At 56.6% G+C, this 16466-nt stretch carries 16 protein-coding genes; 4 read left to right on the top strand and 12 right to left on the bottom strand.

Going from position 1 to position 16466, the window contains the following annotated elements; translation table 11 throughout:
- Positions 1-8: 8 nt before the first annotated feature.
- From MHM37_RS11180 to MHM37_RS11145, 8 genes are all read right to left on the bottom strand, one after another.
- Complete coding sequence (locus tag MHM37_RS11180) at positions 9-1274, bottom strand: cysteine desulfurase (protein ID WP_153843936.1); 1266 nt, start codon at positions 1272-1274, stop codon at positions 9-11.
- Between the two features lie 14 nt (positions 1275-1288).
- Positions 1289-2629, bottom strand: a complete 1341-nt coding sequence (gene sufD / locus MHM37_RS11175; RefSeq protein WP_219863300.1) for a Fe-S cluster assembly protein SufD — start codon at positions 2627-2629, stop codon at positions 1289-1291.
- Positions 2626-3375, bottom strand: coding sequence for a Fe-S cluster assembly ATPase SufC (sufC, locus tag MHM37_RS11170; RefSeq protein ID WP_239296700.1), 750 nt, complete (start codon positions 3373-3375; stop codon positions 2626-2628). Before sufC ends, sufD begins: the two co-directional genes overlap by 4 nt.
- A gap of 70 nt (positions 3376-3445) precedes the next feature.
- Positions 3446-4888 carry a Fe-S cluster assembly protein SufB gene (gene sufB, locus MHM37_RS11165; protein WP_139528440.1) on the bottom strand — a complete coding sequence of 481 codons (1443 nt, stop codon included), beginning with the start codon at positions 4886-4888 and terminating at the stop codon, positions 3446-3448.
- A 68-nt stretch (positions 4889-4956) separates the two neighbouring features.
- Positions 4957-5421, bottom strand: a complete 465-nt coding sequence (locus MHM37_RS11160; RefSeq protein WP_139528439.1) for an SUF system Fe-S cluster assembly regulator — start codon at positions 5419-5421, stop codon at positions 4957-4959.
- Positions 5422-5660: 239 nt separating this feature from the next.
- Entirely contained in the window at positions 5661-6008 is a 348-nt protein-coding gene (locus MHM37_RS11155) for a zinc ribbon domain-containing protein YjdM (RefSeq protein WP_139528438.1), read from the bottom strand.
- A gap of 91 nt (positions 6009-6099) precedes the next feature.
- Positions 6100-6576, bottom strand: coding sequence for a YbhB/YbcL family Raf kinase inhibitor-like protein (locus tag MHM37_RS11150; RefSeq protein WP_139528437.1), 477 nt, complete (start codon positions 6574-6576; stop codon positions 6100-6102).
- A 52-nt stretch (positions 6577-6628) separates the two neighbouring features.
- Positions 6629-7195 carry a hypothetical protein gene (locus MHM37_RS11145; protein ID WP_239296698.1) on the bottom strand — a complete coding sequence of 189 codons (567 nt, stop codon included), beginning with the start codon at positions 7193-7195 and terminating at the stop codon, positions 6629-6631.
- Positions 7196-7354: 159 nt separating this feature from the next.
- Between MHM37_RS11145 and MHM37_RS11140 the strand changes: the two genes are divergently transcribed.
- Entirely contained in the window at positions 7355-7816 is a 462-nt protein-coding gene (locus MHM37_RS11140) for an NAD(P)H-dependent oxidoreductase (RefSeq protein WP_139528436.1), read from the top strand.
- 62 nt (positions 7817-7878) lie between these two features.
- Here MHM37_RS11140 and fadA read toward each other — a convergent pair whose 3' ends face one another.
- Both fadA and fadB read right to left on the bottom strand, forming a co-directional pair.
- On the bottom strand, positions 7879-9057 hold the full coding sequence (gene fadA, locus MHM37_RS11135) for an acetyl-CoA C-acyltransferase FadA (RefSeq protein ID WP_139528435.1): 1179 nt from the start codon (positions 9055-9057) through the stop codon (positions 7879-7881).
- A gap of 24 nt (positions 9058-9081) precedes the next feature.
- Entirely contained in the window at positions 9082-11268 is a 2187-nt protein-coding gene (gene fadB / locus MHM37_RS11130) for a fatty acid oxidation complex subunit alpha FadB (protein WP_239296696.1), read from the bottom strand.
- Between the two features lie 257 nt (positions 11269-11525).
- On the opposite strand from fadB, the gene MHM37_RS11125 reads away from it, so the two are divergent.
- Together MHM37_RS11125 and slyA are read left to right on the top strand one after the other, a co-directional pair.
- Positions 11526-12683, top strand: a complete 1158-nt coding sequence (locus MHM37_RS11125; RefSeq protein WP_239296694.1) for a DUF5924 family protein — start codon at positions 11526-11528, stop codon at positions 12681-12683.
- A 71-nt stretch (positions 12684-12754) separates the two neighbouring features.
- Positions 12755-13207 carry a transcriptional regulator SlyA gene (gene slyA / locus MHM37_RS11120; RefSeq protein WP_139528432.1) on the top strand — a complete coding sequence of 151 codons (453 nt, stop codon included), beginning with the start codon at positions 12755-12757 and terminating at the stop codon, positions 13205-13207.
- A gap of 3 nt (positions 13208-13210) precedes the next feature.
- Here slyA and MHM37_RS11115 read toward each other — a convergent pair whose 3' ends face one another.
- On the bottom strand, positions 13211-13753 hold the full coding sequence (locus MHM37_RS11115; protein ID WP_153843931.1) for a preprotein translocase subunit YajC: 543 nt from the start codon (positions 13751-13753) through the stop codon (positions 13211-13213).
- Between the two features lie 145 nt (positions 13754-13898).
- On the opposite strand from MHM37_RS11115, the gene MHM37_RS11110 reads away from it, so the two are divergent.
- Positions 13899-14351, top strand: a complete 453-nt coding sequence (locus MHM37_RS11110) for a universal stress protein (RefSeq protein ID WP_139528430.1) — start codon at positions 13899-13901, stop codon at positions 14349-14351.
- A 52-nt stretch (positions 14352-14403) separates the two neighbouring features.
- On the opposite strand, the gene MHM37_RS11105 is transcribed toward MHM37_RS11110, so the two are convergent.
- A complete protein-coding gene (locus MHM37_RS11105) occupies positions 14404-16323 on the bottom strand; it encodes an ATP-binding cassette domain-containing protein (protein ID WP_139528429.1) in 1920 nt (639 codons plus the stop codon).
- Between the last annotated feature and the right edge of the window lie 143 nt (positions 16324-16466).

Below are 16466 nucleotides of genomic sequence, written 5' to 3'. Positions count from 1 at the left end.
AGCAGTCCTTAACGTACCATCCCAATCACGCGGTTGAGCGCTGCCACGAAGATATCCACTTCGTCGAGCGTATTATACGCCGCAAACGAGGCACGACAGGTTGCCTCGACACCAAAATGGTGAAGCAGCGGCTGAGCACAGTGGTGTCCAGTGCGAATCGCGACGCCTAACTGGTCGATAAGCAGGCCAATGTCCTGGGCATGCGCACCCTCGACCACAAAGGAGAGAACACCCGCTTTATGGGGCGCGGTTCCCAGGATACGCAGGCCGTCGATCTGGTTGACGGCCTGAGTCGCATGGTCCAGCAATACCGTTTCCCAGGCACTAATCGCGTCGACACCGACGCCTTCCATCCACTCCAAGGCGCGCCCTAGTGCCACGACCTCGGCAATGGCGGGCGTGCCCGCTTCGAATTTATGAGGAATATCGGCAAAGGTAGTGCCAACATCGAAAGAGACGGTGCTAATCATCTCACCACCACCCTGCCAAGGCGGCATGGCCTCTAGTAGCGCCTGCTTGCCGTAAAGCACGCCTACGCCCGTGGGGCCGTATACTTTATGACCTGAGAAAGCGTAGAAATCGGCGTCTATCTCCTGAACATCGACCTGCTGATGCGGCGTGGCCTGGGCGCCATCGACCAGGATCAATGCGCCGTGCTGATGCGCCAATGCCGCCATCTCTTTCACCGGGTTGATCGTGCCCAGTGCATTGGAGACATGATTCACGGCCACTAGCTTGGTGCGCTCGTTCAACAGCTCACGGTACGCCTGCATATCGAGCGAACCGCGAGCATCGACCGGAATCACCTTGATGGTGACCCCTCGCTCGGCTGCCAACAGCTGCCAAGGCACGATGTTAGAGTGGTGCTCCAGCATCGAGATCAATACCTCGTCACCCGCGCCGAGTGAGCTGCGCCCCCAGCTCTGCGCGACGAGATTGATGGCCTCGGTAGTACCCCGCGTGAAAATGATTTGGCGAGCATCTTCAGCATTGAGAAACGCTTTGACACGATGACGTGTGGTTTCAAAAGCGGCTGTCGCTTCATCGGCCAGCGTGTGCAGCCCTCGGTGAATGTTGGCGTTATAGCGCGAATAGTAGTCGCTAAACACCTCGATCACCTGTTGTGGCGTTTGGCTGGTCGCCGCGTTATCCAAATAGACGAGTGGTTTACCGTGCACTTCACGATTTAAAATCGGAAAGTCGCCACGCAGTGCCTCAACGTCATACGCCGCAGTGCTGCCCGCCATGGGCTTCTCAATCACGCTATGGGGCATCGATGACTCCTTGATTAATCGTTGAGCGCAGCCGCCGCTTCGACCAGTCCGGCCAGATTGAAACGCTCCGGCAATTTACCCGCCACCGCCAACTCGACGCGCTCAGCGACGGCATCCAGTGCCACTTGCTCCAGCACTTCCCCAGCAAACGCCAGTGTCAGAAGGCCACGGGCGGTGGCTTCGTCGATACCGCGGGTACGCAGTGCGTAGATCGCGTCCTCGTCCAACTGACCGGTAGTGGTACCGTGGGAGCACTTCACGTCGTCGGCATAGATTTCGAGCTCGGGTTTTGCGTCGATTTGCGCGCGATCCGATAGCAGCAGGTTCTGGTTGCTCTGGAAACCTTCGATCTTCTGGCTGTCGCGCTTCACGTAGACCTTACCGTTGAAGACGCCGTGAGCGCGGTCATCCAGAATGCCTTTGTAGTTTTCGTTCGAGAACGTCAGCGGGGCGTTGTGGTTGACCTTGGTGTGGTTGTCCACGTGCTGACGCCCCTGGCCAAAGAACAGGCCGTAGAAGTTCGTCTCAGCGCCCTGCCCATTCAAATCGCTGATCAGGTCGTTACGCACCAGCGCGCCACCCAGATTCAAGTTGTGCGAGGTGTAGCGGCTGTCACGATTCTGCTCTACGTGGATGCTCGCTACATGCAGATCGCCGAGCGGCGCCTCCTGCAGCTTGTAGTGGTTCAAAATCGCCCCACGATCCAGCATCAACTCAGCCACCACGTTGGTGAAGTTGGTGGCATCCGCCTCTCCTACGTAGTGCTCGATCAGTGTCGCTTCGCTACGCCCAGCGGCTTCCACCAGAATGCGTGGATGGCTCATCACCGGCGTGCCCGCGCGGGAAAGGAACTGTAGCAAAATGGGCTTTTCGACTACGGTGCCGGGGGCGATACGCACCACAGCGCCCTCTTCCATAAAGGCCGTGTTCAGCGCAGCAAAGCTCGAGAAGTCGACACCGGTCAAACGACCCAACGGCCCTCCAACGGCTTCATGGTTATCCGTCAGCGCTTTGGAGAGCGGCATGACCTGAACGCTGTCGGGAAGCGCATCGAGGTCCGATAGCGCTGCCGAAAACACACCGTCCACGAACGTCAGCCGGTAAGCATCCAGGGGCAGCGTGAGGGCAGCCGCCTGGGCCTGAGAGAACTCGGCGTTCTCTGCCAAGGCAAAGTTGCCCTGGGCGATGGCGCGAACATCGGTGTATTTCCACTCTTCATCGCGGCGGGTCGGGAAGCCCATTGCTTCGAAGCGAGCCGCGCCCGCCTGACGGCGAGCAGCGATCCAGGTAGGCTCTCCAGCGCGCTGCTGACTGCGCGCCGCTAGCGTGTCCAGAAAGGTTTGGGTATCGCTCATGCCACGGACTCCTCAATGCCTTCGTAACCGTTGGCCTCTAGCTCTTTGGCAAGCTCGGCATCGCCGGTTTTGACGATGCGGCCGTCGACCAGAACGTGGACTTTGTCCGGTACGATGTAGTCCAGCAGGCGCTGATAGTGGGTGACCAATAGAATGGCACGCTCTTCGGCACGCAGGCTGTTCACGCCGTCAGCGACGACTTTCATGGCGTCGATGTCGAGGCCAGAGTCGATTTCGTCGAGCATGGCCATCTTTGGCTGAAGCACCAGCATCTGCAGGATTTCATTACGCTTTTTCTCACCGCCGGAAAAGCCTTCGTTCACCGCACGCTGCAGAAAGCTGGCGTCCATTTTCATGAAGCCAAGCTTCTCTTTCACCAGCTTCATGAATTCGGGGGCAGGCATTTCACCTTCACCGCGCGCAGCCCGCTGAGCGTTCAGCGCGGACTTCAGCAGGTAGATGTTCTTCACGCCCGGAATTTCGACCGGGTATTGGAAACCCAGCAGCAGACCCGCTTGGGCGCGCTCTTCGATTTCCATCTCCAGTACGTCCTGACCTTCGAACGTAATGCTGCCTTGGGTCACCTCATAGCCATCTTTACCAGCAATAACTGCTGACAACGTGGATTTACCCGCGCCGTTGGGGCCCATGATGGCGTGAACTTCACCGGCATTGATGGTGAGCGTCAAGCCTTTCAGAATCTCTTTACCTTCGACGGTGACGTGTAAATCATTAACTTGCAACATAGTGATCGCCTTTTAAATGCTTGCGGGTCGCGAGCGCGACGCCCTTAAAATGAGTTGGGTGCCGGTGCGGTTAGCCCACCGCGCCTTCCAGAGTGACATTTAGCAGTGCTTCCGCCTCAACTGCGAATTCCATCGGCAGTTCCTGGAAAACGTCTTTACAGAAACCGTTAACGATCATGCTGACCGCGTCCTCTTCGGAGATACCGCGGCTCTGGCAGTAGAAGAGCTGATCTTCACCAATCTTGGAGGTCGTTGCTTCGTGCTCGATGGTCGCCGTGCTGTTACCGATTTCTTGATACGGGAAAGTGTGTGCCCCGCACTTGTCGCCGATCAGCAGTGAATCGCACTGGGTAAAGTTACGCGCACCCTTGGCACGCGGCCCGATTTTGACGAGACCACGGTAGGACTGGTCGCTCTTACCCGCCGAAATGCCTTTGGCGACGATGTAGGAGCGAGTACCCTCACCAATGTGAATCATCTTGGTGCCGGTATCCGCCTGCTGGCGGCCATTGGTAACGGCAACGGAGTAGAACTCGCCGATGCTGTCTTTGCCACGCAGTACGCAAGAAGGATACTTCCAGGTGATCGCCGAGCCGGTTTCGACCTGTGTCCAGCTGATGCGGGAACGCTCACCACGGCAGTCTCCGCGCTTGGTCACGAAGTTATAGATGCCGCCCTTACCCTCTTCGTCACCGGGATACCAGTTCTGTACGGTGGAGTACTTGATGTAGGCATCGTCCAATGCAACCAGTTCGACCACGGCAGCGTGCAACTGGTTTTCATCGCGCATGGGTGCGGTGCAGCCTTCCAGGTAGGAGACCTCGGCACGATCCTCGCAGATGATCAGCGTGCGCTCGAACTGGCCCGTATTGGCCGCGTTAATACGGAAGTAGGTAGACAGCTCCATCGGGCACTTCACGCCTTTTGGCACGAACACGAACGAGCCATCAGTGAACACGGCGGAGTTTAGCGCAGCAAAATAGTTATCAGCCACGGGCACTACCGTACCCAGGTACTGCTTGATCAAATCCGGGTAGTCACGAATCGCTTCGGAAATGGAGCAGAAAATCACGCCCGCTTCCGCCAGCTCTTTTTTGAAGGTCGTCGCAACCGAGACGGAGTCGAAGACCGCATCGACGGCAACCCCTGCCAGGGCGGCACGCTCGTGCAGCGGAATACCCAGTTTCTCGTAGGTTTCCAGCAGTTTAGGGTCTACCTCGTCGAGGCTTTGGGGACGATCTTCTGGGCGCTTGGGCGCACTGAAATAGGAGATCTCTTGATAATCGATGGGCGGATAGTCGAGGTGCGCCCAGGATGGCTCTTCCATCTTCAACCACTGACGATACGCATCCAGACGCCACTCCAACATCCACTCGGGCTCGCCTTTCTTCTTGGAAATGAAGGCAATGGTGTTTTCATCAAGGCCAGGTGGCAGTGTGTCGCTTTCGATATCGGTTACAAAACCATCTTTGTACTCGCGACGAACCAACTGTTCCATTTCTTCGCTTGCCATGGTGATACCCTCCGGGCAGTTGGGTGGCGAGGTCAGCTCGCCGTCAATAGGGTGATAGACCTAGCGGCTTATGCGGATGCCGCCGATAGGCTAATGCTTTGGATCGGTAACTGTACGGGCAGTTTGATAGGTGTCGTGTCGGCCAAGTGCGCCAACGTCACACTTTCGAGTAACGTACGAATGGCCAGCGATACTCGCTGCCAGTTGTCGGCCACACCGCAGGTGGCCACCAAGTCGCACTCACCTTCGGCTTGGCTGCACTCGGTCATCGCGACGGGGCCTTCAATGGCACTGATAATGTCAGCCGCCGTGATGTGCGACGCTGGCCGCGCTAGGCGATAACCACCTTGAACCCCACGCTGCGACTCCAAGAGTCCTGCTTTCACCAGCATTTTAAGGGTTTTACTCACGGTGGGATGGGGTAGCTGTACCGCGTCTGCTAAGTCAGCCGCCGCATGCGACGCCTGGGGATGACGGGCAATTTGTGCCATCACCACAGCGGCATAATCTGTCAGCCGAGAAAGCTTGAGCATAGTCACTCCGTTTGCCATCGCGTTGGGCCGAACCGTTGGCCTACCCGCTAATTGGGTACCATTTTAGTCCTGTATAAATTTGATGTGAAGCCCTTCTGCAAAATCCTTATCAAATAGCGCGACTTCTTAGCACGTTCGCGGCTGATAACATCAAAAAAGCCAATCATTATCATTTAGGAAAACTATGACATGGACATAAAAAAGCCTGCTCGCAAGCGGCAGGCTGTCAGAAGGCGGGATTAAGAGGTGACTTTCTTGACGAACATGGACTTCAATTTCATAGGACCAATACCGTCGACTTTACAGTCGATGTCGTGATCGCCGTCCACCAATCGAATGTTTTTGACTTTGGTGCCTACTTTGACGACCGAGGAGCTGCCTTTGACCTTGAGATCTTTGATCACGGTCACCGAGTCACCATCGACGAGCAGGTTGCCGTTTGCATCACGAATGCCATCATCCAAGTCCGCTTCGCTGGCGCTTGGCGCTTTCGACCACTCGTGACCACACTCGGGGCAAACATACTGAAGGCCATCATCGTAGGTAAACTCAGAGGCACAGGTAGGGCAGTTAGGCAGGTCACTCATTAAAGACTCCATCGCAGCAGACAGTCACGCAAACAGTAGCAAGCGACGGAGCCTACACGGCTTGAGCGCAATGCTCCAGCCTAATGCCGGTTTAGCCTCGCTGGTAAGTACCTACCAAGCGATTCATTCCCAGCAGATGGGGTTCCACGGCCTGGAGTAGCTCAGGCAACGTCAGCCCTTCGGGCAGTGACGTCTGCTTGTCCAGCGCCAGTACCCAGAAGTAGTACAGGTGGCTGCCATGTCCTTCCGGCGGCATAGGCCCGCCATATCCCAATTTACCGAAATCGGTGATACCGGACGTGCCCAGCGCAGTACTTTCTTCCAGCGAAGTGGTCTCACCAGGCAGGTTGTACAGCACCCAGTGAACGAAACCATAACTGCCCTCTTTCACCAGTGGCGCATCTGGGTCATGACAAATCACCGCAAACCCCTTAGTACCTTCCGGCGCCCCCTCCCACGCAAGCGCTGGGGAAACGTCTTCAGCCTCGCCCGTGTGCTTGGCAGGAATCGCTTGGTGATTCGCAAACGCCGAGCTAGTGACGCTCATTGAGGATAGTGCAAAAGCCATCATGCTCTCCTATTCTACGGATGTAATAGCAAGCCATAATGTAGCGAATGATTTAGCGAAACTCTAATCGCGACGAATGGCGTTCCCACCACTGCTGCGCAATTCGCCGATTTTCCGCATTTGCGTTAGGGTCTAATACGGAGGGCAATTGAATGTAGTCACCGTCCGTTTGAAACGTCACAAGCGGATCCTGTGTGGCGAGCTGAAGCGCGTATAGCACCAGCATCAACTCATAAGCGTCATCGGTGTGTAATCTCGAGAACAACAGCGGCACTGCCGGTAGGCCGATGTCGCCTAGTCGCTCGGCGGCGATGTACCAAGGCCTTGAGTTATCGGGGCCTCCATACTGGCTGACGAACCGGCGATCCGCCAAGCGGCTGACGTAATAAGCGGCCTCTTCTTCTGGACTCACCTGCAGTGGCGGCGCCCAATCATCGGCGCGCACCACGGAAGATGGCTGCGCTATCTGCGCGCTAGGCACTGTCGCTACTTGATTGACGGCAGGAGCCGCCGAGCGCTCGTTATCGGCAGGCGGGCGTGATGGGCCGGCACACCCTGCCAATAAGAGTGCCAATGTGCAAAAAGTGGTGATCCCTATCGCTTTGGTCTGCTGGCGCATGACGCAATTCCCTGGTTGATCGTTCAACGCTTGATACCCTATCCAAGATGCCGTGTGAGAGCGTTTGATTGGTTTACCCAAAGGCGACTAGGCTGTGCCATGGAGTGCTTACAGTGTGGCACCTCTTGAACTTACCGCCAATTGCCTGAAGAACGCCGAATGAAACGTCTATTAATCGTGGCCCACTCCCCCTCCATCAATACCCGCGCCTTGAGCGAGGCCGTACAGCGAGGTGCAGAACATGAGGATATCGAGTCAGTGACGTGCATCGTCAAAACGCCTTTCGACGCAGGACCGACGGACATCCTCGATTGTGACGGTATCGTATTGGGCACTACCGAAAACCTAGGCACCATGAGCGGCGCGCTAAAGGACTTTTTCGACCGCAGCTACTACGGCGTACTGGAAGAGAAGCAGGGCCTGCCCTGCGCGCTCTACATCCGCGCGGGCCATGATGGAACGGGTACTCGTCGGGCAGTGGAAAGTATCGTTACGGGACTACGCTGGCGTTGGGTGCAGGACCCTCTGATTTTTCGCGGCGAGTGGCAAGAGGCGTTTATCAGCCAAGCCGAAGAGCTGGGCATGACCCTTGCTGCTGGGTTGGATAACGGATTGTTTTAACATCTTGAAACGAAAAACGGCACCGCTCAGGGTGCCGTTTTCATTACGGGGAAGAGCGCATATTACTTCAAACGCTCGAACACCGTGGCAACCCCTTGTCCCATGCCAATACACATGGTAGCTAGGCCCAGGGTGGTATCGCGCTGCTGCATGACGTTCAGCAGTGTCGTGCAAATGCGCGACCCGGAGCAGCCTAACGGGTGACCCAAGGCGATGGCACCGCCGTGCAGGTTCACTTTTTCGTCCATGACATCCAGGAAGCCTAGGTCTTTCAACACCGGCAGCCCCTGGGCGGCAAATGCCTCGTTCAGCTCGACGGTTTGAATATCCGCTGCAGACAAGCCAGCCGCTTTCAAGGCTTTTTTAGATGCAGGTACCGGACCATACCCCATAATAGATGCATCGCAGCCTGCGACACCGGTTGAGAGTACTTTGGCAATCGGCTCCAGCCCCAGCGCCTGGGCACGCTCGTAGCTCATCACGGCCATGGCGGAAGCGCCCACTGAAAGCGCTGACGAAGTGCCCGCCGTCACGGTACCGTTACGCGGATCGAAGACCGGCTTCAGGTTCGCCATGGATTCCAGGCTGGCATCGGCGCGAATCACCTCATCGTTTTTCACAAGCACTTTGAAGCCACGCTGGTCGTGACCTTCGACGCCGATGATCTCATTGTCGAAGTAGCCCTTCTCCATCGCCGCTTGTGCACGTTGATGCGAACGGACACCGAACTTGTCCTGATCTTCGCGGGAAATACCGTGCATTTTACCCAGCAGTTCCGCCGTGAGCCCCATCATCATGGCGGCTTTGGCCGCGTATTTACTCGCCGCCGGATTCACGTCGACGCCGTGAGCCATTGGTACGTGCTCCATGTGCTCAACACCGCCGATCACGTAAAAATCACCCATGCCCGCCTTAATGTTTGCAGCAGCAATATGCAGTGCGGTCATCGAAGAGCCGCAGAGGCGGTTCACCGTTTGGGCAGGCACCGTACGAGGAATACCGGTCATGATCGCCGCGTTGCGAGCGATGTTCATGGACTGCTCTAGTGTCTGATTGACGCAGCCCCAGATCACGTCGTCTACTTCCGACGGATCCAGATTAGGGTTTCGGGTAAACAGCGCCTGCATCACGGCAGCGGAGAGGTTTTCGGCACGCACGTTGCGGAAAGCGCCGTTTTTCGCTTTCGCCATGGCGGTACGAACACCGTCCACCACCACGATATCTCTCGGATTCAAACTCATCTTATTTCTCCTGTGGGTGGTGACTTAGGCCTGAGCGCTTGCCGTGGCGCCCGCATAGAACTGCTCGTTGCTCTTGGCCATGGCGCGGAGCTTCTCGGTAGGCGCGTACAGCGGCCCTAGTTCTTCTGCCAAACGATCCGCCATCGCGACGAACTCAGCCACGCCCAGCGTGTCGATGTAGCGCAGCGCACCGCCACGGAAGGGAGGGAAGCCAATGCCGTAAATCAGCGCCATGTCGGCTTCTGCGGGCGTATCGACGATGCCATCTTCCAAGCAACGCACGGTCTCAAGGCACAGCGGCACCATCATGCGAGCAATGATGTCCTCATCCGAAAACTCTTTTTGCTCTTTCACCACTTCTTTTACTAGTGCGTAAGCCTGCTCGTCGCTCACTTTCTTCGGCTTACCCTTCTTATCTTCTTCGTAGGCGTAGAAGCCTTTGTCGTTCTTCTGGCCCAAGCGCTTGTTATCGTACATGACCTGAATAGCCGTTTTACCCTCACGTGCCATACGATCTGGGAAGCCCTCAGCCATCACATCATTGGCGTGCACGGCGGTATCCATGCCGACGACGTCCAGCAGGTACGCCGGGCCCATTGGCCAGCCAAACTTCTCCATGACTTTATCGACGCGCTGGAAGTCGGCACCTTGCTCGACCAGGAAGCTAAAGCCACCGAAGTAAGGGAAAAGCACACGGTTGACCAGGAACCCAGGGCAGTCATTCACCACGATGGGGGTTTTACCCATGGCCCGAGCATAAGCCACGGTTGCGGCAACGGCGGCGTCCGAGGTTTTCTCACCACGAATGACTTCCACCAGCGGCATGCGGTGCACGGGGTTGAAGAAGTGCATGCCACAGAAGTTTTCCGGGCGCTTCAGGTTCTTAGCCAGACGGTTAATCGAAATGGTCGACGTGTTGGAAGTCAGAATCGTGTTCTCACTTACCTTGTCTTCTACTTCGGTCAACACGGCGTCTTTGACGTTGGGGTTCTCGACCACCGCTTCTACGACCAAATCGACATTACCGAAATCGCCGTAAGAGAGGGTTGGACGGATATTGGAGAGTTTTTCGGCCATCTGCTCGGTGGTGAGCTTCTTACGCTCTACCTGTTTAGCGAACAGTTTGCGGGCTTCTTTGAGGCCAAGCTCGATGGCATCGTCCTTGATGTCTTTCATCAGGATCGGTGTGCCCTTGCTGGCACTCTGGTAGGCGATCCCCCCGCCCATGATGCCAGCACCCAACACGGCGGTTTGCTTGACCGGCTGCGCCTGCTTCTCGTACTTGCTGCCTTTCTTCTTGACCACTTGGTCGTTCAGGAACAGGCCCACCAAGTTGAAGGCAACGCTGCTTAGCGCCAATTTGGCGAACGACTTGGCTTCGATGGCTTGAGCGCGGGCGCGGGTCTCACCGGCGCCTTTTTGGATCACTTTGATCGCTTCAACCGGGGCGGGATAGTGCGGGCCCGCTTTGCCAGCGACGTATCCTTTAGCGGTTTCGAACGCCATCATTTGTTCGATGGCGTTGAGTTTGAGCGGTGATTTTTTCTCTTCGCGACGAGCGTGATAATCCAATTCGCCTGCATTAGCGCGGTCGAGGATATCCAGTGCCGCCTCTTCCAACTGCTCGTGGGCAACAGCGGCATCCACGGCGCCTACTTTCAAGGCAGCATCGGCACGGTTTTCGGTACCACCAGCAATCCACTCGACGGCATTATCGGCACCGATCAGGCGCGGCAGACGCACGCAACCGCCCCACCCCGGCAGAATACCCAGCTTGGTTTCCGGCAAGCCAATTTTGGCTTTCTCACTCATCACGCGGAAGTCGGTGGTTAGCAGGACTTCGCAGCCGCCGCCCAGCGCCAACCCGTTGATTGCCGTCACCGTAGGGAAATGCAGGTCTTCAATGGCGTTGAAGATGTCGTGAACCTTGAGGTTCATCTCCACCAAGTACTCTTCGCCCTTGTGGAACAGGCTGTGGAATTCTGTGATGTCGGCGCCGACGATAAAGGCGTCTTTGGCGCTGCGAATCATCAACCCTTCCAAACCACTTTCGGCCTGAATCGCTTTGACAGCGTCGCCTAGCTCGGCCACGACGGCGCTAGATAGCTTGTTGACGGACTCATCTTTCAAATCGAAAGTGAGCATTGCGATGTCATTGCCACCCAGGGTGTCACGACGCTCCACCGTGATGGCATTGCCTTGATAGATCATTCGCGCTCTCTCCACAAGTTCGGGCTGGCACGTCGGTAACGTGCCCGCCACGCATTTCATACGGTCGTTTGATTGCTTTAGCTTGGTTGAGTTACATCAGTACGTCAAGCCCTGACTTTTGGCTAATTCGCTTGCCCCCCAGTTCACATGGCCATGAGCACATTTCTTGCGCTTTTTTCTTCCACAATTTGTCGTCACATCGACTTTAATCACGATCCCAACGATCATATACGTTTCATTGATGAGTTTTTGACGCTATGGGGACACTCCTCACACCCGCGCGACTAGAAGCACTGCAAGGATGCATCGAACGAATCGTCGAGCGCTTGAAGCCCTGGAGCTGGCTTTGGCCACCGATGGCGTTTGCGGCCGGGCTCGGCAGCTTTTTTTTGGTGGATCGGCAGCAGTGGCTAGGCGCAGCCTTGGCACTCGGCCTGCTGTTCGCTTGGCTACTACTGCTATCTGAAAGTGTGATTGGCCGCTGGCTCTCCCATCGTGGTCACCCGACGCTGCCGAGAGGCGTAACGGCCTTTATTGCGCAAATGATCCATCAAGAGACGCTGTTTTTCACCCTGCCCTTTATTCTAGTCACTACGGTGTGGAACAGTGGACAAGCACTCTTCGCGCTCTTGGTCATAGGCATGGCCGTGTGGTCGATCATTGACCCGCTCTACTACAAACTCGCGGGCCGCTGGCGCAGCCTCTATTTCATGTTTCATGCTCAGTGCGTCTTTCTTGTTCTGCTGGTGATACTCCCCATCATGGTTCACCTGACCACCGGCCAGAGCATGCTACTTGCCTTAGTCTTGACGGTACTCGTGGCGCTGCCCAGCTTTTGGCATCTACTCAAAAAACGCTCTCTCGCGCGCTGGTTGGGATTTTTTGCGCTTACCGTGGTACTGGCCTACGGGGCATGGCTTGGCCGCGTATGGGTACCGCCCGCCAGCCTGTGGATGACCAGCACGGCGCTCTCCCCCGCTTTCGATAGGCAGCAGCGCGCCCCGCAAGGGTCGCTGACCCTAACGCCCGAGGCCATTCGCAGCAACGGCCTGTACGTCTATACGGCCATTCGCGCCCCGCGAGGGCTGAGCGAAACGATTTACCATGCGTGGCATCATAATGGAAAAGCGCTGGATACCGTTGCACTGGCGATCAACGGCGGCCGCGAACAGGGATACCGCGCCTGGAGCCATAAACAGAATTTCCCTCAAGACCCCTCTGGCGAGTGGCGTGTCGATATCATGACCGACGGTGGCCAGCGGCTTGGATTGATTCGGTTTACTGTCTCGGAAGATGTTAACGCCGCTACCGTGGCCGATGGCACGGTCCGTGCGAGCGGTTTGAGCGCTCTGAATTTACGTCGTTTCATTCCGGGTAATGGCGCCACCCAAAATGACGCTAATCAGACCGAGTGACAGAACGCCTTGCATTCAGCGGCGCAGCTTATGACAATTCGTTCACTTACACTTTTGGCAGTTAGTTACCTATGGCATCAACAATTGGTTTTCGTATTGCTCGTTTGCCCCATCTGTGGCGCTCGATCCTCGATCGCAGGCTGGCACCATTAGGGCTGACCCAAACCCGGTGGGTGACGCTGTACCATCTTTGGAAATTGGGGGAAGGCAATCCTCAGTGTGATTTGGCGCGCGCGATCGGTGTCGAGGCGCCGTCGTTGGTGCGTACTTTAGGACAGTTGGAGGCGCAAGGTCTGGTCGAGCGTCGCGCCTGCGATAACGATCGACGCAGCAAACGGCTCTATCTTACCCCAGCCGCCATGCCGCTCCTGGAGCAGATCGATAGTGTGGTACTGGCTGCGCGTCAGGAGATGCTAGCGGGCTTGAGCGAACAGGACCTGGACCAGTTGGATAAGTGGCTTGCGCTGATCGAATCCAACGGTCTGGCGATTCAGGCAAGGGATCAAGATAGCCCCACAGCCTAATCATTAGACGTTTCCTTGTTCCACGCCATCTGGCGCTAGCGGTTTGGCGGGTGGGTGGTCTGAAAGGCCGCTCAACGCCTTCTTGAGAGGTTCGATATCCGCCAAATAGCGCGTAAACCGCTCGGCGGTTTGTGATTCCCACCACCATAGCGTCAGCGAATGGGCGTTAGATTCCAATACCAACGCATCCTGAGGCAGACGCTCTAACAGAGTTCGTAAGTGTGTGCTGGCCACATCGGGCAAGGGACGCAGCGGCGCAATGCGCCAGCGCCAGCCTGCATGAAAGGGCTCTAATGCCTCACTGGCATTGGAGTTTCTCACCAATAAAAAATCTGGCCCAGGCGCGGACTGCGCGTAGTGCCAGCGATAAGCCGGCATGGTGCCTCTAAAGTGATGGAGCGGCGGTTTGGCCATTTTGACCGTCACCCCCTGACGCGCTGCGCAGGAGCGCAGCGCCATCTGGCGCTTTTGGCGCGGGCTTGGTTTTAACCACATGACTGGCGCAATCACAAACATCAGAATAAAAACGATGATCAACCATTCCATTGCAACGCTTACCCTCTTTTCGTCAAACTCAACTCGCAATATTTAAAAACCATGACCTAGGTCGTTGTTAAGATTCATTTTCAGACCTAAAGTAAAGGTATCGAACAGAGCCTTTCTGTGTGGCACATCACCAAGGAGATACGCCATGAGCTATCGCCATATCCTGGTCGCCGTCGACTTAACCAAAGACTCTCACAAAATCCTTGAGCGTGCGGTGGCGATTGCCGAGCGCAACAACGGCGCGAAAATTTCGATCATGCACACTCTGGAACCCTTGGGATTCGCCTACGGCGGCGACATACCCATGGACCTCACCAGCATACAAGACCAGCTCGATGATCATGCCAAAAAACGCTTGGCTGACATTGCTGCTCCCCACGTCGACGCCGCCGATCAACACGTAGTCGTGGGTATGCCTGACACCGAGATCCACCGTTTCGCCGATGAGCATAACGTCGACTTGATCGTGGTCGGCTCCCATGGTCGCCACGGTTTCGCGCTGTTACTGGGCTCTACGTCGACCGGTGTTCTTCACGGCGCACAGTGCGATGTGCTCGCCGTGCGTGTGGGTAAAAAAGGTGAAAAAAGCGACGAGTGACTTGTCAATCTCAAAGGCCCCTCACGGGGCCTTTGGCATTTCACTACGCGTTCTATTCTCCGTTCGCCATGGCTTCTAACTCCATCCAGCGCTCCATGGCACTATCCAACGCTTGCTGGGCCTTCTCGAGTGACTGTAGCTTGGCAGTGACCGCCGTGGCTTCCTGCTGATAAAAAGCGGGGTCGCCAATCTCTTTCTCAAGTGCTTCCACGTCACTCTCTAGCCGTTCGATATCAGCAGGCAGCGCATCCAATTCACGTTGAAGCTTGTAAGAGAGCTTGACGGTTTTTTTCGCAGGCTCCGCCGCCATTGCCGGTGGCGTTTTTTCTTCCGCTGCGCGAGTAGGCTCCGTTTGTTGACGCGCTGCCCCCTCCCAGGGAGCGGGCGGCAGCTGCCCTCCTTGACGAATCCAGTCGGTGTAGCCCCCCACGTATTCGCGCACACGCCCTTCACCTTCGAAGGCCAGCATGCTGGTCACCACGTTATCCATGAAGGTTCGGTCGTGGGAAACCAGAAGCAGCGTGCCATCAAAATCGAGCAGTAGCTCTTCGAGTAGCTCCAGGGTTTCCATGTCCAGGTCGTTGGTGGGCTCATCCAGCACCAACACGTTAGCAGGCTGCGTGAACAACTTGGCTAAGAGCAGGCGATTGGACTCACCACCGGAAAGCGCTTTCACTGGCTGACGAACGCGGTCTGGGGTGAACAGAAAATCTTGCAGGTAGCTCATGACATGGCGGTCTTTACCGCCCACGCTAACGCGATCACTCCCCTGGGCTACGTTGTCATACACCGTTTTTTCCAACTCGAGGCCGGCCCGTAGCTGATCAAAATAGGCCACTTTGAGATTAGTGCCCAACTGTACGCTGCCTTCGGTAGGGGCCAGCTCGCCAAGCAATATTTTCAACAGCGTGGTTTTACCGGCACCGTTACGCCCCAAGAAGCCGATGCGGTCGCCACGCATCACTTCCAGGTTCACGTTGCGCAGGATCACCTCATCACCAAAGCGCTGAGTAACGCCTTTGAGCTCGACCACCCGCTTACCGGTGCGTTCGCCACTATCCACCGTGAGATTGGCGGTGCCTTGACGCTCGCGGCGTTGGCTGCGCTCATTGCGCATGGCTTCTAGCGCGCGGACGCGCCCTTCGTTACGGGTACGGCGCGCTTTGATCCCCTGGCGAATCCAGGCCTCTTCCTGAGCGAGCTTTTTATCGAATAATGCATTTTCGCGCGATTCGACCTCCAGCTCGTGCTGTTTGCGCTCTTGATACTCGCTGTAGACACCGGGATAACGCCCGAGCTTCCCGCGATCCAGTTCTAAAATATTCGTGGCGAGTTTCGACAGAAACGCACGGTCGTGGGTGATCAGCAGCACAGCGCCGTTGAAAGCGAGCAGCTGCTCTTCCAGCCACGCGATGGTATCGAGGTCCAAATGGTTGGTCGGCTCATCCAGCAGCAGTAGGTCCGGCTCGGAAACCAGCGCACGGGCCAGCGCCACCCGACGACGCCAGCCGCCGGAAAGTGCGCTCATCTCCGCTTCGGGTGGCAAACCCAGTCGTGTGAGCACGACATCGATACGCTGATGAAACGACCAGCCGTCAATGGCCTCGAGCCGCGTCTGAAGCGTCGCCATGCGATTCATGTCCGGGTCAGGATCGTTGATCAGGTGTTGATATTCCGACAGCAGCTCACCTGCTTCGGGCAGGCCTTGGGCCACCATATCGAAGATGGTCATCCCCGAGGATTCGGGAAGCTCCTGAGCCAGCACGCCGATTTTCAAACCGGGGGCGCGCCAAATGGTGCCATCATCCGGCTGAATATCGCCCGCTACGAGCTTGAGTAGCGTGGATTTACCGGTGCCGTTGCGTCCGACCAGCGCCAGCCGCTCGCCTCTTTCAACCGTCAGGTCGGCGCGATCGAGCAGTACTTGGGTGCCGTAAGCGAGTTGCAGCTGTTCGAGTCGTAACAGGGTCACGCAGTGTCCTCCTTCATCGTGAGGCGCACAGTGTAACGCATGCTTCCGAATTACGATGCACCCTTGTAGAGCCAAGCGAGACAACGTGCTAACGTCACGGAAGGATCACGACTATAAAGCGGTGTTTAAAGATGCGGGCAAGG

The sequence above is a fragment of the Halomonas sp. MMH1-48 genome, assembly GCF_022348105.1.
GTDB lineage: Bacteria > Pseudomonadota > Gammaproteobacteria > Pseudomonadales > Halomonadaceae > Vreelandella > Vreelandella piezotolerans.
This window is presented reverse-complemented; position numbering and strand designations above follow the sequence as displayed.